This window comes from Ruminococcoides intestinale (genome assembly GCF_040095935.1).
Classification (GTDB): domain Bacteria; phylum Bacillota; class Clostridia; order Oscillospirales; family Acutalibacteraceae; genus Ruminococcoides; species Ruminococcoides intestinale.
Genome location: NZ_JBBMFQ010000009.1, coordinates 25,116 through 48,335, shown reverse-complemented (window position 1 = coordinate 48,335; position 23,220 = coordinate 25,116). Strand labels below are relative to the sequence as shown.

Here is a 23,220-nt window from a genome sequence, read left to right as displayed (position 1 = left end):
CCGTAAAGCGTGCGGTCTTTGTTCATATAACTGCCGAAAATTTCCATTGATGCGATTCCGAGTCCGAGTGTGAAAAATGCCTGACTCATTGCGGATGTGATTACTTTGCCGAGTCCTACATCTTTAACCTTTCCGAAATCGGGAACAAGGTAAAAGCTCAAGCCTTCTCCCGCATTTGAAAGCATCATACTGTTGATTGCAAGAATGATAATCAGCGCAAGCAACGCAATCATCATAACCTTGCTGACCTTTTCAATGCCTTTTTGAAGTCCTCGACTGCATACAAAAAATCCGAATACAACGATTATCGCAAGCCATATAATCATCTCAACAGGCGATGTCATAAGGTCGTTAAACACTCCCGAAACCTGTTCTGAGTTCATTCCGCTTTTAAATGTTCCCGTTGCAAATTTATAGAAGTAATCTAACATCCAACCCAAAACAGGTGAGTAGTTCACTAAAAGTGTACCATCGTATGAGTCAAAACAAATTATACATAAAGAAGTATGTCGAATTATAAATAGTTATGTTACGAGCCAGTAGGCTCTTTTTTTATACCCAAATTTAGGTCGTAAAAGTCTATTAACAGGTAATTTGTATAAATATAAGTATTTTATATTGCCAGATTTTACAAAAATAAAACAACGTTCAAAATTATATTTACAACTTTGCATAATGTGATATATAATAACACTATGCAAAAAATATATGCTAAACCAATAACATATTCACCGTATAACCAAAGTGAGGTGATAAAAACAATTTTTAGTAAAAATTAAGAAGAGGTGATAGTTGTAAAAAGAAAATGAGATTGTTACAGGTGAGCCTGATGAGGGTGAATCGAAAACAAGATACAAGAAAAGAAAGCGAACAAGATGAAATGTAAAATTCATCAAAAACAATCGCTCTATGGTTAAGTTTGTCGAGATAAATAGGTCATTTAGAGAAAATTTCTCCAAATAAACGGATACATATTGACTTTTTTGTAATTCTCCTTTACAATATTAAATAAGAAGGAGAGATTGATAATGCTTATTAAAGTGACAGTTAAGAATTTTAAATCGTTTTCTGAACCAACAGAGATGACTATGATTTCTTCTACAAAAATTCAAAAAGGCACTGATCATAGGGTTAAAATTAAAAGTACGAATATACTTAAATACGCAGTAATCTATGGTGCTAATGCGGCAGGTAAATCTAATCTTATTGATTTTTTTTGGTTTTTGAAAAGTACGCTTAATGATACAATTCCTATGGTAGCTACAAAATGGTTTTGTAAATGTAAGGAAGAAAATATAAATAAGAATAGCTCGTTTGAAATTCAGTTCACGATTGGTGATAAATTCTATGCTTATGGTTTTACGGCTTTATTAAATCAACGAAGAATCACATCTGAGTGGTTATATGAGCTTTATCAAAATGGTAATGCAAAATGTTTATTTGAAAGAAATGAAGAAGAAAAATTTCCACACTTGGGCGAAGATGTAAAATTAAACAAAATTGATGAAGCAAAATTCAAAACATATACTGATGATTTTGATGGTAATGAATCAATTTTGTTTCTTACGGAAATGAATAGAAACAAAAAATATTCTGAAGACTCCAAGCTGGTTTTCTTCAAGGAGGTTTATAGTTGGTTATCACAAAATATAATTATCGTTAAGCCTAATACTTCTTTTGATAACTTTCAATATTATAATGATGAAACATCCTTAGAGTTAATCAATAAATTAATAAAAACCTTTGATACTGGTATTGATAAAGTTAGAGTTGAAAAAACTGATTTTGAGGAATTTAGAAAAGCTTTACCGGCTAAGGTTTTTGATTTAGTTATGAAGGACATACGAAACAAGATGGCTCACAAGTCATTATATTCTTCGGCACGAATGACCATGAGAACTGACAAAAGCTTTTTTACTGTTACTTTGGATGACGATGAACCGATTGTATCTACTTTGAAACTCTATCATGGAAAATCATTTTATGATTTTAATTTCGATGAAGAATCAGATGGTACAAGAAGAATTTTCGATTTACTCGATATGTTACTTAACAAAAACGATGACATTATTTATGTTGTTGATGAATTAGAAAGAAGTCTTCATCCAAAACTTACAGAACATTTTCTTGAGCTTTTTATGAATTTCCATAAAGGCCATAAAACTCAGTTGTTGTTTACAACCCACGAAGCATCTATTATGGAGCAAAAGCTTTTTAGACGTGATGAAATATGGTTTGTTGAAAGAGATGGAAATAACACAAGTAATGTTTATTCGTTGGATAAGTTCAAAGAAAGATATGATAAAACATTGAGCAAAGCTTATCTTGAGGGGCGTTATGGTGCAATTCCTGTGTTTTCTAATTTTGATTTGACGGAGAAATAAATATATGGCACCGGTAAGAAGTTATTATAATTGGAATCAAAGAAAGAGCGACACAAATGAGGCTATAGAGCCTTATAGAAAATATTTCTTTATTTGTGAAGGTGCAAATACTGAAACGTGGTATTTCGAAAAGCTGGTTGACTATAAAAAAGAATTGGGAATTAATCCTAATATTGATATTCGCTTTCTCGAAAAGACTCAACAAGATAAGAATATATCTTTCCCCAGAAGACTTATAGAGTTTGCCGAGGAGCAAAAACTTAACTCAGATATATCTTTTGATGCTGAAATGGATAGGATGATTATCGTTTTTGATGCAGATATTTTCGAAGAAAAAGTTAAGGATTTTGATGAAGTTGTAGCATTTGGAGAAAATAATAATATACTTGGTATATCTAATCCTGCATTTGAATTGTTTTTACTTTTGCATTATAAAGATGCTTATGAGAAATATATTAAACCAAATGAAAAGGAGATAATTTCTAACGAAAAGGTAGGAAATCAAAGATATATAAGAAATTTGTTTACTCAGGTGTCTGGTATTAATCCAAAGAAAAATAAATCTATAGGAGAACTGGTTAAGCAAGTTGATTTTGCAATCGTTGAAGAATGCAAAATTAATGAAGATATCCACCAATGCTCAGGACAGGTAACTTGTAACATTGCAAAGATAATCAATGATATTCGCAATAATAAAGCAATTTAATAATACGCAAAAGAGTTAAGTCAAGAAATGAAAATTTCTTGGCTTTTCTTTTTGCGATAAAATAACAGAAATGGAGGTATGAATAAGTGCCATATATAGACCCTAAAGTAGTGCTTGAAGCAAAGAAAATGAACTTGCTAACCATTCTTAAAAACTTTGAGCCACACGAACTTGTAAGACTTGATAAGAACAATTACACCACACGAACACACGATAGCTTGAAAATTTCAAACGGAAAATGGATGTGGTTTTCTCCTGGGATTGGAGGTACAACAGCTCTCAATTATCTAATTGAGGTTAAAGGTTATAGCTTTATTGAAGTGGTGGAAACAATCACAGGTAAACAGGTTGTAGTTGCTCCAAAACCTATCAAACAGGATAATAAATATTATGAAAGACCACTTCTACTATATCGGTTCAGTTCATTATAAAATGATTAGATTTTTTGTCTTGACAACTGAACCACTATATTCTATAATGGAGATGAAGTGAGTCCGGTGTTTTAATATTTCAAATCTTGAAAACTTTTAATTTTTTATTAACAGGAGATAAAAGATGAAGAAACTAAAAAAGATGATTGTGTTGGGTATGGTCGTTCTTTCTTTGATGTCTGCTCTTACTTTTTCAGTATTCTCTGCCGGTAATGTTTCAGATACAATTATCAACATTAGTGCGAGAAGTAACAACGGAGGTACTCCGTGCAGATCTATTTGGCGTGAGAAGAAAGATTATACATCTGTTTGGTGCGAAAACAAGAGCACATCAGGAGGTTCTCTGAGTGCTTGGGTTCAGCGTACAAATAATAAGAATACTTCCTCCGTAAAAACTGTAGACAGATATTACGGTTCATGGAGCTATAATGGGGCAACTAAGAATATGAAAAATTTACCAAAGGGTACATATTATTATTTGCCTAACTATGTTAAAGAAGACGGCTATAAATATGCTACTTTGGGCTACATTATGAATAAGGAAGCTGTGAGTTACCACATAGCATGGAGTCCTGACAGCATATAAAATATTTGTGGCTTTGTAAGTTATGCTCTGTGCCTTTTAATGAAGTTTTGACTTTATATATGCGCGCAGAGCATGACTTTTAGACTGCGGTAGGGAGTTGCTTATAGAGGTGTTTATATATTGAATAAAAAAATAACAACCGTAATTATTTTGATTATCATCTGTACTTCATCTATAATAGTTTCCATCTTATACTTGATAAAAAATGATATTATTGACATCAACGATATATACACTAATGCTGATGCAAAAAACACACAGGTCGCAAATGAAAATTCTATTTCTTCCACAGAAAATTCAGCAGTTGAATCAAAAAGTTGTGTTCTGCTTGAGGAAGGTGCTGAATACGATACTATGTACGACGATAGAACAAGCATTTATGTTAAATTAAATGATATAAGCATTTCAAAAAACAAAGCAGAACTTCCCGAATTTGACACATTTGAGGACTGGGATGAAATTAAAGATAGCCAAGGAAATATTACAAATGAATATTCATATGTAGTGCTTAACATTACAATGATGAATAAAGGAAATGAAAATGTGGAGGTATCATTGAACAGCTTACTTTTGCATTTTGGTACAGACGGTGGATATAACGAAGCACGAAGTTTTAATTCAAGTGAGAAAAAGACTTCAAAAAATTATTTTGTAGAAAAACTTGAACCCGGTAAAAAATTGAATGTTAATGTAGCATATGTTGCTGAGGACAAACAACTTAATGAGTACAAAGACCAACTTTATTTGATGACAGTGCTCTCAGGCAATCCTTTAGGAGAAGGAACTATGCAAGTCATCAAATCCGAAAAATAATAAATGGAGAATGATAAAATGCAAAGAATGATTAAATTCGAACTGAAAAGAAGTTTTAAAAACAGGCTGTTTTTAATTTCTTTGCTAATTTCATTAGCATTGGTAACATGGTATTCGATTGAAAGAATACCATACTGTGTGCAGTTGAATTCTGAATTTTTAAATGATGAAAATTTAATGGGATTTTTTGAAATTTCATATACAAACTGGATTGGCAGTCATAATATCTATCTTCAGCAAAACATTTTTTATATGGCTATTCCAATTCTCGCCACTTTGCCATTTGGTAGTTCCTTTTATGATGATATAAACAGGGGATATGCAAGGAATGTGTGCGTTCGTGCCAAGAAAAAATATTATCTTGTGGCAAAATACATAGCTGTTTTCGTAAGTGGTGGTTGCGTGGTTGCTATTCCAATGGTTCTTAGTTTTCTCATTTCTTCAATATTTTTACCGACAATGCTTCCTGAAGCATCTTATACATTTACTAACATATATCCTGCGTATAAGTGGGCTGATTTATTTTATGTGCAACCGTTATTATATACATCGATATATATTTTTATCACATTTTTGTTTTCGGGAGTAACAGCAAGTTTGTCATTGTTTATTACATTCTTTTTAGATAGAAAATTTGTGACTTTTGTTTTTCCTTTTTTCATTTACATTTTTTCATCATTTTGTCTTGAAATGTTGGGATTTGATGCCTACAGTATCAGAAATCTTGTCACGACTACAAGCGAAAGTGGGACTACCTTTTCTGTAACAATTTTATTTTTGATTTTCTTTTGCCTTTCATTTTTTCCGTATTATTTTATTGGAGCGAAAAAAGATGTTTTTTAAAGCGTGTAGAAAAACTTTTGTTGCAATGACATATTTTAAATATTTGGTTGTTTTCTGTTTACTCTGCAGTTTTGTATTGTTTTACTTTTTTGCTTTTTTAAAAAAAAATATGATGGATATAACAGACAACATATGTATGGCAGATTTTGTGGAAGCCGCCGGGGGTCACACGACAACTATCTTTTTTGTACCAACCGCCGCATTACTTTCAACGATATTTTCCGAAAAAAACAGTAACTTTACAAATGCCTATATTCGCTTTAGATTTAGAAATACATTGGTTGTCAGAAATAGTTTGAAAGTTCTTGCTTTTTCTGTGGCTTTTTGCATTTTATTCCTCGTCGCAGTTCTTGGTATGTCGAGATTTTTTTCACGAACAGTAATTAATTGGAATTCATATGAAAGCTATTATTATCTGTGTGAAGGATGCATAAGCAATGTAGGCTTTGCAAAAGTAGTGATGAAAACTTTTGTATGTCTTTTAATTCCTACAATATTTTTTTCTGAATTAATATGTGCTTTTGGCTGTATAATAAACAAAGTATTTCCGTTCTTAGTGACGGTCACAACATGTATTGCAGTTTCATTTGATGGTGATTGGAATATTGACTTTTGGCTCTTGATTTTTGGGACAATTATAGTATTCGTACTAAATTTATTGTTCATGAAAAGAAAGGATTTTTTAAATTGAAAGTTCGTCTTTTTTTTCGTTTGCTTTCGCATGATATAACAGAGGGAATCATACATAATCGTAAATTTTTTATTTTTGCTGCGTTGCTGTTCATATTTATTGATTTCGTGTATTGGCATAATATTAGCTTATATTTTAGTGATTATAATTCGGTTGTAGACTGCGGTGTTCTGGATTTTTTTATGAATGTTTTTGCCGGATGTGACCCTTTTGATCCGGAGGCAAATAAGGGTGTAGATATTCCCATAACGTGGTTTTCTTTTAATGTACTTCCTTATTTGTTTGTGGGATTATACATTACAAACGATTTGCAGACAAGTGCCGATACCTTTATTTTGCGGGTAAAATCCCGATATTTATGGTGGTTGAGTAAAATAGTTTGGTGTGTTGTTTCTTCAACTTTGTACTATTTACTGTTTTTTGTAATTTCGACAGCTTTTACATTGTTTTCCGGTAATTTTTCATTAACTCAAAACAGTTTAATAACTGAAGAATTTTTGGAGCTAAGCACTTATGGAAAAAGTATGACAGAAATTTTCATTTCCTCAGTACTGTTACCTTGGATGATTACAACTTGTCACATGACATTTGATGCAATTATCAGTATTACATTTGGACCTGTTGTCGCGTTTTTGATGATAGTCTGCCTTATGACCACATCTGTGTTTTATTGCAGCGAATTTTTGCCGTTTAACTTTTCAATGTTGATAAGAACTGATTTTTGCGCCATAAATAATATATCAATATATACAGAACTGGAGGTTGCCTTTTTAATAATCGTTATATGTTTATTTTTAGGCTTGCCAATTATCAAAAGAAAAAACATTATTTAAAGTAGGAGAGATTTATGAATATAGAAATTTGTAATTATACAAAAAAGTTATCAAAAAATCTTGTACTGGAAAATATAAATTTATCACTTTCCGGAGGAAAAATTTACGGTTTTGTAGGTAAGAACGGTTCGGGGAAAACTATGCTTATGCGTGCAATTTGCGGACTGATTTTACCTACCAGTGGTTTTGTAAAAATAAATAACAAAATCATAGGAAAAGACATATCGTTTCCTGATAGTGTTGGGGCTTTAATTGAAAATCCGGGGTTCATTTCTGAGTACTCCGGTTTTCAAAATTTGAAGATTCTCGCTCAAATACAAAAGAAAATAGACGATAAAAAAATAGTGGATACTATGAGAATGGTAGGGCTTGACCCAAACGAAAAGAAGAGTTTCCGAAAATATTCACTTGGTATGAAACAAAAACTTGGAATAGCAGCAGCGATGATGGAAGACCCTCAAATACTTGTTTTAGATGAACCTTTTAATGCGTTGGATGAAGCTTCATGTGAAAATGTCAAAAAAATGATTTTGTCCGCAAAAGTTCCCGATAGAGTTGTGTTGCTGTCATGTCATGACAAAAATCAGATTAACGCTCTTTGCGACGAAACTATAGAATTAGCGCAGGGTAAAATCATCAGGAGAGATAGTCTTTATGAGAAAGAAAAATAATTTAAAAGTTATTGTAACGCTCCTTATTGTAACAGTATTATGTATATGTGGTGTCATTAGGTTTTTTAGTATCAATTCAAAATATCCGCAAAACGAAAAAGTTGTATATAAAATGGGCGATTCATTTGTTTGTCAAAATGCAAAATTCACTATAACAGATACATACATGCTTAAGCGTATGGACATTATGAATGATGATGATTTATCAGAATATTTGGAAGAAAATTCTGACTATTTGAAAAGTGAAGATTTGAATCTTGGCTTAATAAAAATTATAATTTCCAATACAACAGATGATGAAATAACTGTTGATTTAACAGCTTTTCATATTGAATCAGGTGCTTTTTCATTACAATTTTATTACCCGCTCGTTATGTATTACAATGATTGTGGAATGTATATTAAACTTTCAAAAGGTGAACAAAAAACGTTTATTGCACCCGTTCCTATCTCTTCTGAACAATTTCTCAATTATGATTCCACCGATATTAGAAACAGAACGTATTATTTGGTATCATCTTTATATCCTCAAAAAATAATGTCAGAAGTCAAATTTAATTAAATTCAAGATATTTAAATTGGTCAAATAAATAACAATGTTGGTTTAGCATAATTAGTGCTGAATTACTTGGACATTGAAAAGTTGCCTCGTTGTATAATCATGACGAAAATCTGATTAACGCAAAACTGCAATACAGCAAGGTGTCGTAATCCGTTTCTTGTTCAAGCTTGAAAAAATATTTAAATTTCCTTTTAACGGTAAACTATTGTTTTTTCTCTTGTGTTCGTGCCGCATTGTATTTCTCGTCTGAGTTTGGTTGCAACGGCGGCGGGCATATTCACGGGCAGCTTGCACATTGATTTCATCATTCAGTTTGCCGTCAATCTCACTGTGCGGCGATATTAAAAACGGAAGTGGATTTCTTTTCATTTTGAAGTCCCTTCCGTTCATTTTTCTTTTCGTTTATCTGCTTTACGGCGGCTTTATACCGCGCCAAAGTTTCCTTTACAGACTTTGAATAATCCGTTATGCTCCACTTGCCGGTTTGAGTGTGTCGAATATGATAGTTGATGATTATCAGCCTTTCACGCAGGGTTGGTGGTGATCTGTTGACTGAGCCTGCACAATCTTAGCAAAGCATTGCTGTGCTTGGATTCAAATACCTTGTCACAGCCCTTGCAGCTAAGTGAAAACGGCTCGCCAACCTTGTGTTTTCTCGCCTTTATCAACTGATAGCATTCCCTGCTTTTTAGACGGGCTGTTTCAGCTGCTTCTGCCGCTTAATTTCTTCCTCGCTCAGCTGAGGTTGAGGAATTTCAAACTTGCCGATGAAATTGAGATAGATTTCAACCTCCTGCATACGTTCTCCGTCAATATAATACGGAGCGTGAACTAAAATTTTGTCGATAAACTCATTTATCATCGGCGTAGTAAGCTCGGAAAAATCGGTGGTTATACATCTTTGCACCGCAATCGGCACAATAAACAAGACCCGTCAGCGGATTCGCCACTCCGGTGGTGTCAACACGTCTCGGCGTTTTTGTCAGTTTCTGAGCAAGCTCCCAAGTTTCTCGGTCAATGATTGCTTCGTGCGTGTCATTGAATATCAGCCAGTTCTCCTGCGGATTTTTCACTGAGCTTTTGTCCTTATATGATTCCTTGTGCGTACGGAAATTTACGGTGTCTCCGCAGTATTCCTGTTTTGCAAGAATACTGCGGACAACATATCCGCTCCAACTGAACGGGTGGGTAAACTCCTTTTTGTTTTTCCTTATTCCAATTCCTTTTTTGTAAAGTAAACAGCCGGGGTTTCAACCTTGTCATCAAACAGCGTGCGGGCTATGTCATAAGGTCCGCAGCCTTCTATTGTGAAATGGAAAATTCTGCGGACGACTGTAGCCGCTTCCTCATCAATCAGCCAATGATTTTTGTTGTTCGGGTCTTTCTTGTAACCGTAAATAGCCGAGTTGGTTGTCGGCTTTCCCGATTCGTGCAGATAGTTTGCAATATCAAAAGCATACTATGCCCGAGCGTAAGTGTAGCAACTGGTTTGACGGTTATGTTACAAAAACAAATCCACGTCTAAAAGGTAACACAAGATAACAAAAAACTGTACAGCCGAATATGGTTGTACAGTTTTTAGTTTTATATGTTATTTTATAGGAATGTAACATTGTACAAATTTGCACAATTTGAGCCGTAGGGGATTGCTAATCCTACCCGATAAAGCCTTGAACGAACACAATAACAATCAGCACGGGGAGTGCGTATTTAAGGTACGGCTTCAGCACTCTTGAAAGTTTAAGACCTTTACCCGTGTTACATTCTTCAAAGTAATTGTCAAAGCCCCAGCCGAATTTTGTTGTGCAGAACAGGAGATAAACCATTGCGCCAATCGGAAGAAGAAGGTTGCTGACAACGAAGTCCTCAAGGTCAAGCACACCTTTGCCGAGAATGTTGAAGTCACTCCAAATGTTGAATCCAAAAATACACGGCAGACACGCAAAGAACATAATAATTCCATTGATAATTGACGCCTTTGTTCTGCTCATGCCGAATGTGTCGGTAAGAAAAGCAACAAGGTTTTCAAACACGGCAATAACCGTTGAAAAGCTTGCGAATGTCATAAACAGAAAGAAAAGCGTACCCCAAATCCGACCGCCCGTCATATTTACGAAAACATTCGGAAGCGTCACAAAAATAAGGGCAGGTCCTTGGTCGGGCTGAACGCCAAATGAAAAGCAAGCAGGGAAGATGATAAGTCCGGCAACAATTGCAACAAAAGTGTCCAATGCACAAATCTGAACAGCCTCACCGTAAAGCGTGCGGTCTTTGTTCATATAACTGCCGAAAATTTCCATTGATGCGATTCCGAGTCCGAGTGTGAAAAACGCCTGACTCATTGCAGAGGTGATTACCTTGCCGAGTCCTACATCTTTAACCTTTCCGAAATCGGGAACAAGATAAAAGCTCAAGCCTTCTCCCGCATTTGAAAGCATCATACTGTTGATTGCAAGAATAATAATCAGTGCAAGCAACGCAACCATCATAACCTTGCTGACCTTTTCAATGCCTTTTTGAAGTCCTCGACTGCATACAAAAAATCCGAATACAACGATTATCGCAAGCCATATAATCATCTCAACAGGCGATGCCATAAGGTTGTTAAACACTCCCGAAACCTGTTCTGAGTTCATTCCGCTTTTAAATGTTCCCGTTGCAAATTTATAGAAGTAATCTAACATCCAAGCCGAAACAGGCGTGTAGAACATCATCAAAAGGTAACAGCCTATCATGCACAGCCAACCGTGAATGTGCCATTTGCTCTTTGGCTTTTCAAGTGTTTTATAGCTTAATACGGCACTTTTTCTGCTTGCTCTGCCAACTGCAAGCTCCATTGTCAGAACGGGAATTCCCATAAGCACAAGAAATGCAAGATAAAAAAGCACGAACAATCCGCCGCCGTTTTCGCCCGTAACATACGGAAAACGCCAGACATTGCCTATGCCAATCGCACAGCCTGCACTTACAAGGAGAAAACCTGTTCTCGACTTAAAATTTTCTCTTTGCATAAATATTCTCCTTAAAAATACTGTTGCTTTAATTATACAAACTTTTCACCGATATTTCAAGGAATAAACTTTTTATTTATGCAATTTGACAGGAATTAAAAAGCTTTGTATACTTTTATTGACAGAAACATTTAAGTCTTGTTTAAGGTTTGAAATATATAATAGAATAAGAAAACTTTCGGGAGGTTACCAAATGCGACTTTTACTTGCAGAGGATGAAAAAGAGCTTTCAAAGGCTCTCAGGCAATTTTAAAGCATAACGGATATTCGGTTGACGCTGTTTATAACGGTAAAGATGCGCTTGATTATCTTCTCGGCAGTGACTATGATTGTGCAATTCTCGACATAATGATGCCGTTGCTTGACGGAATTTCAGTTTTGAAAGGAATCCGTCATGATGGACTTGACCTGCCGGTTATCATGCTTACGGCAAAAAGTGAAATTGATGACAGGGTTTTCGGACTCGACAGCGGTGCTGACGATTATGTTACAAAGCCGTTTGTCGCAAAGGAACTTATTGCACGAATCAGAGCTGTTACACGCAGAAAATCCGAAACCGAATCGCCTAATCTTACATTTGAAAATATAACCCTCAACCGCTCAACCTGTGAGCTTTCCTCCGATAAGGCGAGTATAAGACTTGCCAACAAGGAGTATCAGATGCTTGAAATGTTTATGTCAAATCCGAGGCAGATTATTTCGCCGGACAGGTTTATGGAGAAAATCTGGGGATTCGATTCCGATACAGAGCAGAATGTTGTGTGGGTTTACATATCATATCTCCGAAAAAAGCTTGCCAAAGTCGGTGCGAATGTCCAGATAAAAGCGGCAAGAAATATGGGCTATTCTCTGGAGGCTAAAAATGATTAAATCCCTGAGAAGAAAATTCATAGCAATTGCAATGTGCTCACTTATAGGTGTGCTTGTGCTGACAGTAGGATTTATCAACACATTCAGCTATATTGATGTTGTCAACAAAGCCGACAGCCGACTGTCCCTCATAGAGGGCAACAACGGAACTTTTCCGAAAAACGGTCAACCGCACAAGGATGGCGGTATGAGGGGCGGAGGTAAAATGTCGCCCGAAGCACCGTTTGAAACCAGATATTTTACGGTAACAATAGGCGAAAGCGGAAATGTTACAACAGTTGATACGGGCAAAATAGCTGCCATAACCACATCGGAGGCGTCCGAGTATGCAGCAGATCTTTATGCCAAAAATTCCGACAGCGGTTTTTACGGAAACTACCGATACAAAGCCGTGCCAAAGTCAAACGGTACGCTGTATATATTTCTTGACTGTTCAAGGGAGCTTTCGTCATTTTGGTCATTTCTTGTAATCAGCATACTGATCAGTATTGCAGGCATACTCGTTGTGTTTGCACTTGTATTGATTTTCTCGAAAATCGCAGTCAAGCCGTTTGCCGAAAGCTATGAAAAGCAAAAACGGTTCATTACGGACGCAAGCCACGAAATAAAAACACCGCTCACGATTATTGAGGCGAACACGGAGGTTCTTGAAATGACAGGGGCTGAAAGCGAGTGGACGCAGAGCATACGCAATCAGATTAAAAGATTGTCATCTTTAACGCAAAAACTCGTTTTCCTTGCCCGAATGGATGAAAATCAGGGCAAGCTTGAAATGACCGAATTTTCACTTTCGGACGCAGTCCTTGAAACGGCTGACAGCTTTTCGACAGTAGCAATGAACAGCGGTAAAACGCTTGATATAAATGTGCAGAACGGAATTTTGCTGAGGGGAAACGAAATGACAATCAGAGAGCTTGTATCCGTTCTCGTTGACAATGCGGTAAAGTACAGCACAGAAAACGGAAATATCTCCGTGTCGCTTGTTGAGGAGTCGGGACACAAAAAACTGACCGTCAAAAACTCGACAACATCACTTGAAAAAGGCAATCACGATATTCTTTTTGAAAGATTTTACCGTTCCGATTCTTCCCGAAACAGCGAAACAGGCGGCAGCGGCATAGGCCTTTCAATCGCCAAAGCCGTAGCCACCGCCCATAAAGCCAAAATCCACGCCAAAAGCCCCGACGGCAATTCGTTAGAAATAACGGTTGTATTTTAATTCTTTAAAATAATATTTAAGAACACAAAGTATTTTATCGGTACTTTGTGTTTTTTTATTTATTTGGTTTGATCAAATAAAATATTTTAAAATTCCCCATTTTTTAAATTTCATTTAAAGTTTGTAAATTATTATATAGCCATAGTAAAGAAAAGGTAAAGATAGGGAGGTCTTACAATGGGCGTTAAAAATATATTCAAGCGTTACGAACTTAAATTTATGCTGACAACACAGCAGTACATTCAGCTCAAAGAGCTTATGAAAAAATATATGCAGGGGGATGAATTCGGAAAAAGCACAATATGTAATCTCTATTTTGACACACCCGATTATCTTCTCATCAGACATTCAATTGAAAAGCCTGTCTACAAAGAAAAACTCAGACTTCGCAGTTACGGCACTCCGAAAAATGATTCAACCGTATTTGCGGAATTAAAAAAGAAGTACAAGTCGGTTGTCTATAAACGCAGAATCGGTATGAGTGAACAGGATGCAATGAAATTTCTCTGTGAAAGAAACCCTGTTAAGGATACGCAGATTACCCGTGAAATTGATTATTTTCTCAACTTCTACAACAATCCGAAACCTACGGTTTATCTCTCATATGAGCGAGAGGCATTCTTTTCAAAAACAGATAGCGATTTCAGAATGACCTTTGACCGCAACATTTTGTGGAGGGATTACGACCTTTCACTTTGCAAAGGAGTTTACGGCGAACCGATTTTGAAGAAAAATCAAGTTCTGCTTGAGGTCAAAACTGCGGCGGCAATTCCAATGTGGTTGACAATGTTTTTAAGCGAAAATCACATCTATAAAACATCTTTTTCAAAGTACGGCACAGCCTACAAAACCATTTTTGAAAGATCACTCAAGGGGGAAAAGCACTATGCTTAATAATTTATTTTCAGGTGTATTTGATTCGACAACGCAGAGCGTAATTTCTGTTCCGATGTTTTTATTATGCGTGGGAGTTTCACTTGCAATCGGAATTTTTCTTGCGTTAGTCTATTCCTACAAGAACCAATGCACAAAAAGCTTTGTAACAACTCTTGCACTTCTGCCGTCAATTGTCTGCGTTGTAATTATGATGGTCAACGGCAATATCGGAGCCGGTGTAGCCGTTGCAGGTGCATTCAGCCTTGTTCGTTTTCGTTCGGTACCCGGAAGTGCAAAGGAAATCTGTTCAATCTTTATGGCAATGGGTACAGGTCTTGTTGCAGGTATGGGATATCTCGGATTTGCAGTAGTATTCGCCCTCATTTTAGGAGCTGCGTTCCTAATCTGCAATCTTACAAATATCGGTTTATCAAAATCTGCCGACCGTGAAAGGTCGCTGAGAATCACAATTCCCGAGGATCTCGACTACACAAATATGTTTGACGATCTTCTTAAAAAATACACAACAAACTACAAGATGCTTTCTGCAAAAACCACCAATATGGGCAGTATGTTCAAGCTGACTTATCATGTCACACTTAGAGATCCAAGCCTTGAAAAGGAATTTATTGATGCGTTAAGATGCAAAAACGGCAACCTTGAAATTATGCTCTCGGCACAGGAGGCGACTGTTAATGAGCTTTAAAAAAATCATCTCGGCTGTATTGCTTTCGGCATTTGTAACCGCAACTTTTGCAGGTTGTTCAAATTCCGACACACAGACAGCCGATGAGGCAACAGTAAAAATATCATCAAGTTCAACTTCATCAAATGCAGACGATTCATCAACCGATGATGAAATGTTTACGGCAAGGGACAAGGAAATCGGATATGACGAATCGGAATGCGAAACGATTACACTTTCAGACAATGCAAGCACAAGCAGTCTTAAAAGCGTTAAGATTGACGGTAACACGATAACCGTAAGCGAGGAGGGAACATACATCGTTTCGGGTACGCTCTCTGACGGTCAGATTATTATTGACGGTGACAAAAATGAAAAAATCCGTTTTATACTTGACGGAGTGACAATCAATTCAAACACAGGCGCACCGATTTATGTAAAGCAGACCGACAAGCTGTTTATCACTCTTGCCGAAAACAGTAAAAATGTTCTTACAAACAATAAGCAATTCACGGCAGACGGTGACAACAATGTTGATGCGGTAATTTTCTCGAAAGATGATATCACTCTCAACGGCAACGGCAGTCTTGAAATCACAACAAACTGCGGACACGGCATTGTGTCAAAGGACGATTTAAAAATCACAAGCGGTACATATTCGATTACATCAAGTTCACACGCTCTTGACGGCAAGGACAGCGTGAGAATCGCATCGGGTACATTTACGCTCAATTCCGACAAGGACGGTATTCACAGCGAAAATGCCGATGATACCTCACTCGGATTCATATATATTGCAGGTGGCACTTTCAGAATCACAAGTGACGGCGACGGAATGGATGCGTCGGCATACCTGACAATTCTCGATTGCAACGCAACAATCAAGTCGGGCGGCGGTGCATCAAATGCCGAGAAAAAACAGGAAGAATTCGGCAGAATGGAAGATGCTTCATCAAGCACAGACAGTGATACCGCAAGCGCAAAGGGTATTAAGGCAGGCGGAAATCTCACAATTTCGGGCGGTACACTCAGCCTTGACTGTGCAGATGACGCTGTTCATTCAAACGCTGATATCAGCATTTCAAACGGCAATCTTACAATTGCAACGGGTGATGACGGTATTCATGCCGACAGCAGCCTTAAAATTTCGGGCGGTATAATCAATGTAACTGAAAGCTACGAGGGTATTGAAGGATTTGAAATTACGGTAAGCGGCGGTACAATTTCTGTTGTGTCAAGCGATGACGGATTCAATGCCGCAGGCGGTAATGATTCAAGCGGTTACGGCGGCGGAATGCCACAGGATAATTTTTCAGCCGACAGCGATGCCAAAATCACAATTTCGGGCGGAAAGATTACAGTTGATGCAAAGGGTGACGGTCTTGATTCCAACGGCTCGCTCTGTGTATCGGGCGGTGAAATCTTTGTAACAGGTCCCTCGGACAACGACAACGGCGCTCTCGATTATAACGGTGACGCACAGATTACGGGCGGTACAATCGTTGCGGTCGGTATGAGCGGAATGACTCAGAACTTCGGCTCATCTTCAACACAGGGTTCAATCCTTTCAAACACGGCAACCAATACAAGCGGTGAAGTCGTTCTCAAAGACAGCAACGGCAATGTGCTTGTTTCATTCACTCCGACGCGGGAATATAATTCGGTAGTTGTAAGCACACCCGATGTCAAAAAAGGCTCAACCTACACACTTACAACAGGTGACAGCAGTACAACAATTGAAATGTCGGATATTATCTACGGCGAATCCACTCAGGGCAGAACTCCTAACGGTGGCGGACAAGGCGGTCCGAACGGCAGAGGTCAAGCGCCCAACGGCAATATGGGCGGAGGCTTTGGCAACAGACTGTAAAGCTAAACTAACTCTTTCTCAATATTTTCATACAAAAAACAGGAGTCGCTCGCATGGACGATTCCTGTTTTTGCTCCTAAAATTGTTTTTTGTTTTCCGATTATTAAAGAATTTAGAAATTATATATAAAAACATGAAGCCCCCACACATTTTCGTGTAGGGGCGGTTTTCTTAAACAAAGAAATTGTCCTTATAATTAATATCTTTCTCCGACAGCAACAATGACACTTCTGCCTGCCATATTAATTCGTCTGTCATAGAGAATAACATTTCTGTCCTCAAGGATTACATCCTGAGGCTCGTTGCCTGTGTTTACATAAAGCTTCCAGTGGTATCCTTCGGGAAGGTCGGGAAGCTCAACATTTACATAATCCCAATAAGCATTGACGCCAAAGTAAACAAACTCGTCAAGTCCCTGTTGTTTAAGACTTACACCGGCATACATAACGCCAATCATTCTTGTATCATCGTAATACTTGGCACTCCACGCAACATTTGAATGGATGCTGACAGGCGGATAACTGCATGTTGCCTTGCCTCTGCTGTCTGTAATAATATGGAATCTCTTTCTGAAAGCAATCATATATTTAAAAAATTCAAATACATCCTTATGCTTTTCTTTTCTTGTCCAGTCAAGCCATGAGATAATGTTGTCCTGACAGTAAGCGTTGTTGTTGCCAAACTGAGTGTTGCAGAATTCATCACCTGCAAGGAAAAGAGCAGGTCCCTGACTGCACATAAGAGTTGCAAAGGCATTTTTAACCATTTTTATACGAAGTTTGTTAATGTTGTAATCATTTGTATCACCCTCGGCACCGCAGTTCCAGCTGTTGTTGTCATTAGCACCGTCAGTATTGTTCCAGCCGTTTTCGAGATTGTGCTTTTCGTTGTATGAATACATATCATAAAGAGTAAATCCGTCATGACAGGTAAGAAAGTTTACCGACGCATTGTAGCCTCTGTAGGTAGGGTCATACAAATCTCTTGAGCCTGTAATTCTCTGAGCCGCATCCCATGCAAGGTGTCTGTCGCCTTTAAGAAATCTTCTGAGGTCGTCACGGTATCTTCCGTTCCATTCAGCCCATCTGTTCCATGACGGGAAACTGCCGACCTGATAAAGTCCGCCTGCGTCCCATGCCTCTGCAATAAGCTTTACTCCGCCGAGAATCGGATCAAACGCAAGGCTCTTGAGAAGCGGAGGCTTATCCATAGGAGTACCGTCCTCGTTTCTTCCCAAAATTGACGCAAGGTCAAAACGGAAACCGTCAATGCGGTATTCTGTTACCCAATAACGCAGACAGTCAAGTATAAATTGCTGCACAATCGGCTGATTGCAGTTGAGAACATTGCCGCAACCGCTGAAATTGTAATACTTTCCGTCCGGAGTGAGCATATAGTAAATGTTGTTGTCAATGCCCTTGAACGAGAAATACGGTCCCATTTCATTGCCCTCTGCCGTGTGGTTGAACACAACATCAAGGATAACTTCAATTCCGTTTTCGTGAAGCTCACGAACAAGCTGTTTAAGCTCTCTGCCTTCGTGATGATGCTCGTGGTCGCTCTCATAGCTTGTGTTCGGAGCAAAAAAACATACGGTGTTATAGCCCCAGTAATCGTAGAGCTGACGACCCTCATAATTACGATATGAGCCCATTTCGTCAAACTCAAAAATAGGCATCATTTCAACGGCATTGATGCCCAGTTCTTTAAGATAGGGGATTTTTTCACGGATACCTGCGAATGTGCCTTTGTTTTTAACGCCTGAGGAGCCGTCCTGAGTAAAGCCTCTTACATGCAATTCATAAATAATAAGCTCTTCAAACGGAAGCTTCGGCTGAGTGCAGTTGCCCCAGTCATAGTCGCTGTTTACAACTCTTGCCTTATAAACACCCTCATGCTCCTGCTTTTTACCCCAGCCGCTCTGACCGATTACAGCCTTTGCGTATGGGTCAAGAATGTATTTCTTTTTATCAAAAATAATGCCTTTTTCGGGTTCATACGGACCGTCAAAGAAATATGCATACTCAAAATCAATCTCATCAAGACCGAACACGAGCATTGAATAGGTGTTGCCGATTTTGTAAGAATCCGGAAATCTAAGCCTTGCATACGGAATTTTTGCATAAGGTCTGAATAAAAGCAATGTACACTCAACGGCATAAACCGAATGAATAGTAAAGTTTACACCGCCGGAAACGGTTGTTGCACCGTTTAAAAGAAAGTTGCCGGGCCTGACATCGAAACCACCTACATTATCGGTTGGCTTTAAATCCCTCAACATAATATTCAATCCCCCTAAGTTACTCTCAAAAAAACAAAAATTCAGTCATAACACAACATATGTCTATTTTATCATATTATGTGATTTATTCAACACACTATTTGCAAAAATATAGTCAAATCTTGTCATCGCGATTAAAAAGCAGTATTTTTACACAAAAAAAGACCGGAATAAAAAATATATTCGGTCTTTTTAATCATTTGCTTACGCTTATTGTCAACCTATAAAAGTAAATCTGTCTGTTTTTCTGCCGTCAACATCAACTTTTTCGGCAAACATTTCGACAGGTCTTGCCCACACTTCACTTGTGTTGTGGAGATTTCTGTAAATTACAAGTTTTTCACCTGTTTCGCTGTGGGTTGCAAAGTTGATAACCTCATATTCGCCGCCCTTGAAATGTAGGTAAATACCCGGCTTGATTTCTTTTGTCGTATTTTCGGCATTGTCCGAATTGCTTTCACAGCAATTTTCTGTTTTAACAGCTTTAACTGAAGTTTCTTCATTTGCAGGAGCTTCGTCAATTTCAGATGCCCTGCAATCTGTATTGTCTGCATTGAAATCAACCCTGAAACTTCCATCATTAACAACAAGAATCCTTGACTGATACGGCTGCATTTCAATTTCATAGTAACCGTTTACATCAATAACTTCGTTGCCGTTGAGAACATCTGTAAGCTTTGCGTTGCAGCCTGTGTCAAAACCGATTCTTTCAACACGGTCTGTAAGGTTGAATGCAACAAAAACAGTCTGATTGTCGGTTTTTCTTCTGTATACAAGCTTTTCATTCTGAATATTTATGTTTTCAAAATCGCCGTACTTGAGAGCTTCGAGTGCAAGTCTTACTACACCGAGTTTTTTGATATGCTCAAGAAGTTCATAGTTCGGATTCGGGATGGAATCAAGGTCAAGACAGGGACGAAGCTCATAATCGCTGTAGGCAGTTCTCATACCCTCAATGCCGAATTCACTTCCGTAGTAAATTGACGGTACTCCGGGCATTGTATACATCATCGTGTAAACATTGTTAAGATGATTTTTGTCTTTAAGCATACTTGCAACACGGTTTACATCGTGGTTATCAACGAAATTATATGTGTAGATATTTCTGTAAATACCGCCGTTAGCAAACTGTCTGTTAAGAGAATGAGCAATTTCAAAATAGTTGTGGTCATTATGGCTTGAATAAATGCCTTTGTAGCATTCGTAGTTTGTAACCGAGTCAAGCACATCGGGATTTGCCCAATGATTGTAATCGCCGTGGGTAATCTCACCGTAGAGCCAGAAATCGGACTTTTTCTCTTTGCAAACATTTTTTAATTTCTTGAAAAATTCAATGTCAATGCAGTCAGCCGCATCAAGGCGAAGTCCGTCAATATCAAACTCATCAATCCAAAATCTTGCACAGTCAAGAAGATAGTTTACTACCTCGTCATTGTGGAGATTAAGCTTTACAAGGTCGTAGTGACCTGCCCAGCATTCATAGCTGAAACCGTCGTTATACGGGCTGTTGTTCCAGAAGTTTACATTTTCAAACCAAGACGCATATCTTGAATTTTCACGGTTCTGACGAACATCTTTGAAAGCGAAGAAATCTCTTCCCACATGATTAAAAACGCCGTCAAGCATAATTCTGATGCCGTTATCGTGAAGTGTTTTGCAAATTTTTTTGAAAGATTCGTTGTCACCGAGCCGACAGTCGATTTTTTTATAATCAATAGTATCATAGCCGTGTTTTGAACTTTCAAAAACAGGGTTGAAAACAAGTGCGTTTACCGACATTGACTTCATATGGTCAATCCAGCCGTAAATTTTGTCAAGTCTGTATTCCTGTTTGAAATCATTTTCCTTTGGTGCTCCGCAAAAACCGAGCGGATAAATATTATAAATTACGGATTCATTTATATATCCCATTATATTATCTCCTTTTTGCACAGAATAAAGCAATGTACGAATGCAGTGTTTTGTGTACATTAGTCATAATTATAACACTAAAATTTCTATTGTGCAACTGAATAATTTGTGTTACAATGTAACATATTGATGATTTAAAAATGATTTTAAAAAAATCTCGGAGGAACAAAATGCTCAAAATACCCGAAAACAAAACAAGAAAAAAATTAAGAATCACACTTTGCGTGCTTTATCTCGTTGAAATCGTACTCTGTGCGTTGCCGTATTTCCAGTACATTGATGAAAAAAATGTACTCCATTCTTATTCCGTATTTGATATTATGTCTGTATGGGGACTCAGCGGTTCAAATGATGCGGTTTTTAAGTATTCGCTCTTTATGCCGATTTTCTTCATTATTCCGATTGCAGGATTTTTCTTCTGCGCTCTTGACAAAGAACGCAATATGAAGAATATCGTTTCAATCATCTGCTGTCTGCTCGGTGTGCTTTCAATTATCACAATGGTAAGCTATACAATCAGCCTTGCTTCTGTAATTGCACTTCTTTTGTACATTCTCATCTGCTTTCTCACAACGCTTTCAATCTTTGCAAGATTTTCCGACAAAGATGCTACGAAAGCTCCTGTTAAGCAGAAAAACACAGACCCGAACAGGGAAGTGTAATTTTACAAATTGAAAGTTGAAAACGAAAAATTGAAAATTTCGGTCGGGAACACAGCTTGCTTAATGCAAAACATTGTTTTCCCAACTTTATTTTATAAAATTAAAACACGGCAGTTCATTATCTGAAATGATTGCCGTGTTTATTTTTGCCGATTTTATTTTTAAAATTCCGTCAAAACAATGTGTGCCTGAGAATTATCGAGGACTAACGGCTTATCCATATCAACTCTCTTTAGTTCTCCGTAGAGTCTGCCGAAAATTACGGTTGTTTTGTCCATATATGCCGCCATAGCCTCGCCTTTTACGGTGAACGGCTTGAATGTAATGTCAACTGCCGAATATCCCGCCTTAAAGTACCACGGTCTGTCAAGCTTTCCGCCTGTGCTTTTAACATTTATCTGCGATAGTTTTACAAGATGACCGTCTGTGAAAAAGCAATTTTCGTTGCCGTAACGGTTGTCACCGACTCTGCTTGCAAGACAGAGGGAAAAGCGTTTTCCGTCAATAAAGCAGTCGGAGCTTAATCTCTGATAATTATGCTTTCTCGGCTTTGAAAAGCGTGTCCAGTCAAAGTAAGCGTTTGTGGTTGTTTCGTTTAAAGAATATTCCATACCGCCAACACGGATAATTCCGCCTGCGACAAATTTGGGAACAAAGCGTTTGAGATAAAAATATTTTCTGTCTCTCTCAAACGGTGCAATTTCGTTAAGACTTTCGCCCGCCGTCTTTTTGAGATTAATGTTAAAGTAAAGATTTTTTATGCCGCCAAAGTCGATAAAATCACATTTTAAAAATCTTCCGTTCGGTGTGTTTGTCAACTGCAGCTGAAGCCTTTTGTCCGTGTACAAAAGCTCTCCCGAACTGCCCGATTCGGGAAGCTCGTTCTTGCTGAAAACAAATTTCTTTACAACACAATCATAAATCACACCGCCTCTTTTAAGGTCGGCAACCGCAATTTTTACCGCAAATTCCATGCCTAAATTTTCAACCGAAAGATAGAGCGAAACCTCTGTGTTGCTTATGAAATAGCAATCCCTTTCGCTGTGTTTTCCGCTTGTTTTGCTCTGTTCGCTGTTATATTCAAAAACAGGCGTTCTTGCCCAGCCTGCACACATAACCTCTCCGTTTTCTTCAAAAACATTATGCTTTTCGGTTATCTCATGTTGCAAAACAATCCCTCCGTGTTCTCGTTTTTAAAATTTTCCATAAAATCACACCATACAATATACACAAAACAATTATGCTTTTCAAGAATTATAACAAAACTGTAAATTTCGTTTTCTGCCGTCAACGGTATATGTACTAATTTTCGGAT

General features: G+C 37.6%; 21 protein-coding genes and 2 pseudogenes. 16 read left to right on the top strand and 7 right to left on the bottom strand.

All coding sequences use genetic code 11. The annotated features are described in order from the left end of the window. Positions 1–458, bottom strand: a pseudogene (locus WMO31_RS10780) (sodium-dependent transporter); the annotation flags it as partial. Positions 459–1,028: 570 nt separating this feature from the next. On the opposite strand from WMO31_RS10780, the gene WMO31_RS10775 reads away from it, so the two are divergent. The 10 genes from WMO31_RS10775 (at position 1,029) to WMO31_RS10730 (ending at position 8,520) form a co-directional block, all read left to right on the top strand. Next, positions 1,029–2,384 carry an AAA family ATPase gene (locus WMO31_RS10775; RefSeq protein ID WP_367999698.1) on the top strand — a complete coding sequence of 452 codons (1,356 nt, stop codon included), beginning with the start codon at positions 1,029–1,031 and terminating at the stop codon, positions 2,382–2,384. 4 nt (positions 2,385–2,388) lie between these two features. Beyond that, entirely contained in the window at positions 2,389–3,090 is a 702-nt protein-coding gene (locus tag WMO31_RS10770) for an RloB family protein (RefSeq protein WP_015524131.1), read from the top strand. Between the two features lie 86 nt (positions 3,091–3,176). After that, positions 3,177–3,521, top strand: coding sequence for a hypothetical protein (locus WMO31_RS10765; protein WP_181979581.1), 345 nt, complete (start codon positions 3,177–3,179; stop codon positions 3,519–3,521). Positions 3,522–3,645: 124 nt separating this feature from the next. Further along, entirely contained in the window at positions 3,646–4,107 is a 462-nt protein-coding gene (locus tag WMO31_RS10760; protein WP_015524130.1) for a DUF2712 domain-containing protein, read from the top strand. Between the two features lie 120 nt (positions 4,108–4,227). After that, positions 4,228–4,920: a hypothetical protein gene (locus WMO31_RS10755; protein WP_304010855.1), complete on the top strand. Its 693-nt coding sequence runs from the start codon at positions 4,228–4,230 to the stop codon at positions 4,918–4,920. 18 nt (positions 4,921–4,938) lie between these two features. Beyond that, on the top strand, positions 4,939–5,763 hold the full coding sequence (locus tag WMO31_RS10750; protein WP_117952095.1) for a hypothetical protein: 825 nt from the start codon (positions 4,939–4,941) through the stop codon (positions 5,761–5,763). Further along, positions 5,753–6,454 (top strand): hypothetical protein, encoded by a 702-nt coding sequence (locus WMO31_RS10745; protein ID WP_015524128.1) that lies wholly within the window; start codon positions 5,753–5,755, stop codon positions 6,452–6,454. Before WMO31_RS10750 ends, WMO31_RS10745 begins: the two co-directional genes overlap by 11 nt. Further along, the gene (locus WMO31_RS10740) at positions 6,376–7,287 is read left to right on the top strand and encodes a hypothetical protein (RefSeq protein ID WP_117524779.1); all 912 of its coding nucleotides are present in this window, start codon (positions 6,376–6,378) and stop codon (positions 7,285–7,287) included. The genes WMO31_RS10745 and WMO31_RS10740 overlap by 79 nt, the downstream gene beginning before the upstream one ends. A gap of 14 nt (positions 7,288–7,301) precedes the next feature. After that, the gene (locus WMO31_RS10735) at positions 7,302–7,958 is read left to right on the top strand and encodes an ATP-binding cassette domain-containing protein (protein WP_015524127.1); all 657 of its coding nucleotides are present in this window, start codon (positions 7,302–7,304) and stop codon (positions 7,956–7,958) included. Continuing rightward, a complete protein-coding gene (locus WMO31_RS10730; RefSeq protein ID WP_015524126.1) occupies positions 7,942–8,520 on the top strand; it encodes a DUF5028 domain-containing protein in 579 nt (192 codons plus the stop codon). Before WMO31_RS10735 ends, WMO31_RS10730 begins: the two co-directional genes overlap by 17 nt. Positions 8,521–9,208: 688 nt before the next feature. Here WMO31_RS10730 and WMO31_RS10725 read toward each other — a convergent pair. From WMO31_RS10725 to WMO31_RS10715, 3 genes are all read right to left on the bottom strand, one after another. Further along, complete coding sequence (locus WMO31_RS10725) at positions 9,209–9,439, bottom strand: DUF4368 domain-containing protein (protein ID WP_242985671.1); 231 nt, start codon at positions 9,437–9,439, stop codon at positions 9,209–9,211. Further along, positions 9,372–9,734: a recombinase family protein gene (locus WMO31_RS10720; protein ID WP_242958589.1), complete on the bottom strand. Its 363-nt coding sequence runs from the start codon at positions 9,732–9,734 to the stop codon at positions 9,372–9,374. Before WMO31_RS10720 ends, WMO31_RS10725 begins: the two co-directional genes overlap by 68 nt. A gap of 441 nt (positions 9,735–10,175) precedes the next feature. Next, entirely contained in the window at positions 10,176–11,531 is a 1,356-nt protein-coding gene (locus WMO31_RS10715; protein WP_046433680.1) for a sodium-dependent transporter, read from the bottom strand. Positions 11,532–11,724: 193 nt separating this feature from the next. On the opposite strand from WMO31_RS10715, the pseudogene WMO31_RS10710 reads away from it, so the two are divergent. From WMO31_RS10710 to WMO31_RS10690, 5 genes and pseudogenes are all read left to right on the top strand, one after another. Further along, positions 11,725–12,401 (top strand): annotated as a pseudogene (locus tag WMO31_RS10710) (response regulator transcription factor). Continuing rightward, positions 12,394–13,620 carry a sensor histidine kinase gene (locus WMO31_RS10705; RefSeq protein ID WP_367999697.1) on the top strand — a complete coding sequence of 409 codons (1,227 nt, stop codon included), beginning with the start codon at positions 12,394–12,396 and terminating at the stop codon, positions 13,618–13,620. Before WMO31_RS10710 ends, WMO31_RS10705 begins: the two are co-directional and overlap by 8 nt. A 177-nt stretch (positions 13,621–13,797) precedes the next feature. After that, complete coding sequence (locus WMO31_RS10700) at positions 13,798–14,514, top strand: polyphosphate polymerase domain-containing protein (RefSeq protein WP_367999696.1); 717 nt, start codon at positions 13,798–13,800, stop codon at positions 14,512–14,514. Further along, the gene (locus tag WMO31_RS10695) at positions 14,507–15,202 is read left to right on the top strand and encodes a DUF4956 domain-containing protein (protein WP_367999695.1); all 696 of its coding nucleotides are present in this window, start codon (positions 14,507–14,509) and stop codon (positions 15,200–15,202) included. Before WMO31_RS10700 ends, WMO31_RS10695 begins: the two co-directional genes overlap by 8 nt. Then, positions 15,192–17,051, top strand: coding sequence for a carbohydrate-binding domain-containing protein (locus WMO31_RS10690; protein WP_367999694.1), 1,860 nt, complete (start codon positions 15,192–15,194; stop codon positions 17,049–17,051). Before WMO31_RS10695 ends, WMO31_RS10690 begins: the two co-directional genes overlap by 11 nt. Positions 17,052–17,247: 196 nt before the next feature. On the opposite strand, the gene WMO31_RS10685 is transcribed toward WMO31_RS10690, so the two are convergent. Together WMO31_RS10685 and WMO31_RS10680 are read right to left on the bottom strand one after the other, a co-directional pair. Continuing rightward, a complete protein-coding gene (locus WMO31_RS10685) occupies positions 17,248–19,332 on the bottom strand; it encodes a glycogen debranching protein (RefSeq protein WP_367999693.1) in 2,085 nt (694 codons plus the stop codon). A 216-nt stretch (positions 19,333–19,548) separates the two neighbouring features. Next, positions 19,549–21,243 (bottom strand): DUF1653 domain-containing protein, encoded by a 1,695-nt coding sequence (locus WMO31_RS10680; protein ID WP_367999692.1) that lies wholly within the window; start codon positions 21,241–21,243, stop codon positions 19,549–19,551. A 170-nt stretch (positions 21,244–21,413) separates the two neighbouring features. Here WMO31_RS10680 and WMO31_RS10675 point away from each other — a divergent pair, with 170 nt between their 5' ends. Continuing rightward, positions 21,414–21,905 carry a hypothetical protein gene (locus WMO31_RS10675; RefSeq protein WP_367999691.1) on the top strand — a complete coding sequence of 164 codons (492 nt, stop codon included), beginning with the start codon at positions 21,414–21,416 and terminating at the stop codon, positions 21,903–21,905. A gap of 161 nt (positions 21,906–22,066) precedes the next feature. On the opposite strand, the gene WMO31_RS10670 is transcribed toward WMO31_RS10675, so the two are convergent. Next, a complete protein-coding gene (locus tag WMO31_RS10670; protein WP_021884116.1) occupies positions 22,067–23,074 on the bottom strand; it encodes a DUF2804 family protein in 1,008 nt (335 codons plus the stop codon). Positions 23,075–23,220 lie beyond the last annotated feature (146 nt).

Coding starts and splice junctions, on each gene's coding strand:
- WMO31_RS10775 (WP_367999698.1), top strand. CDS start 1,029: ATGCTTATTAAAGTGACAGTTAAGAATTTTAAATCGTTTTCTGAACCA.
- WMO31_RS10770 (WP_015524131.1), top strand. CDS start 2,389: ATGGCACCGGTAAGAAGTTATTATAATTGGAATCAAAGAAAGAGCGAC.
- WMO31_RS10760 (WP_015524130.1), top strand. CDS start 3,646: ATGAAGAAACTAAAAAAGATGATTGTGTTGGGTATGGTCGTTCTTTCT.
- WMO31_RS10750 (WP_117952095.1), top strand. CDS start 4,939: ATGCAAAGAATGATTAAATTCGAACTGAAAAGAAGTTTTAAAAACAGG.
- WMO31_RS10745 (WP_015524128.1), top strand. CDS start 5,753: ATGTTTTTTAAAGCGTGTAGAAAAACTTTTGTTGCAATGACATATTTT.
- WMO31_RS10735 (WP_015524127.1), top strand. CDS start 7,302: ATGAATATAGAAATTTGTAATTATACAAAAAAGTTATCAAAAAATCTT.
- WMO31_RS10730 (WP_015524126.1), top strand. CDS start 7,942: ATGAGAAAGAAAAATAATTTAAAAGTTATTGTAACGCTCCTTATTGTA.
- WMO31_RS10715 (WP_046433680.1), bottom strand. CDS start 11,531: ATGCAAAGAGAAAATTTTAAGTCGAGAACAGGTTTTCTCCTTGTAAGT.
- WMO31_RS10705 (WP_367999697.1), top strand. CDS start 12,394: ATGATTAAATCCCTGAGAAGAAAATTCATAGCAATTGCAATGTGCTCA.
- WMO31_RS10700 (WP_367999696.1), top strand. CDS start 13,798: ATGGGCGTTAAAAATATATTCAAGCGTTACGAACTTAAATTTATGCTG.
- WMO31_RS10695 (WP_367999695.1), top strand. CDS start 14,507: ATGCTTAATAATTTATTTTCAGGTGTATTTGATTCGACAACGCAGAGC.
- WMO31_RS10690 (WP_367999694.1), top strand. CDS start 15,192: ATGAGCTTTAAAAAAATCATCTCGGCTGTATTGCTTTCGGCATTTGTA.
- WMO31_RS10685 (WP_367999693.1), bottom strand. CDS start 19,332: ATGTTGAGGGATTTAAAGCCAACCGATAATGTAGGTGGTTTCGATGTC.
- WMO31_RS10680 (WP_367999692.1), bottom strand. CDS start 21,243: ATGGGATATATAAATGAATCCGTAATTTATAATATTTATCCGCTCGGT.
- WMO31_RS10675 (WP_367999691.1), top strand. CDS start 21,414: ATGCTCAAAATACCCGAAAACAAAACAAGAAAAAAATTAAGAATCACA.